This is a genomic window from Fulvivirga lutimaris (assembly GCF_009711525.1).
Taxonomy (GTDB): domain Bacteria; phylum Bacteroidota; class Bacteroidia; order Cytophagales; family Cyclobacteriaceae; genus Fulvivirga; species Fulvivirga lutimaris.
Map to the genome: position 1 here is coordinate 1 of NZ_SMLV01000045.1, position 676 is coordinate 676.

At 36.5% G+C, this 676-nt stretch carries 1 protein-coding gene; it reads right to left on the reverse strand.

The window, feature by feature from the left end; all coding sequences use genetic code 11:
• Positions 1-587, reverse strand: a 587-nt coding sequence (locus E1140_RS00110) for a hypothetical protein (RefSeq protein WP_155177932.1), incomplete at its 3' end; no start/stop codon positions are given.
• Positions 588-676 lie beyond the last annotated feature (89 nt).

Below are 676 nucleotides of genomic sequence, written 5' to 3' on the forward strand. Positions count from 1 at the left end.
CTTTTTTTCTCATTGTTTGAAAGGATTGATATTTGATCTATTTTATCCTGAGCATTGTAGGTGTACTCATAACGGTGTGAAATGCCACCATCTGTTTCTTCAAGGACTGTTTTTCTTCCTACTTGGTCATACTTTGTTTTCCATGTTTGAACCCAATGTTCTCCATTGAGGCTGTACTTCTTCGTTTTTTCAACTAGTTTACCATCCTCGTATGAGTAGGATATCAGTGAGATCATTCTAGGGTTTTCTAGGTAGGCGTAGCCCGTATAGGCCTCTTCAGTTGCGAGAAGTTTACCCTGATACTTGTAAAATGTCTTAGCAAGAACTTCTAAATTATTATTGACAATACTGTGTTCAATAATCTGCTTTGAGTCATTAAGTAAAAAAGTCTCTTTTGGAATTTTTTTACCCTTCTCAAGCGAATACTTAGTCACCAATAGATTGAGCGTGTCATAAACTACATCCTTTTGAATATCCTGATTGTCCACTATTGCGAACATGGCTACAAACGAACTGTCCTTTATTGCTCTCTTGTTTTTGAGTTTGTAGTCATATATATGAACCTGAGTACCATATAGAGGTGTCATATCTTGAATTAGATCGTATAGTTCCGCAATTCGGTCATTTTCCAGAGTTGATTGTCCGCACACTAGTGAATAGTAGGATAAACAGATGA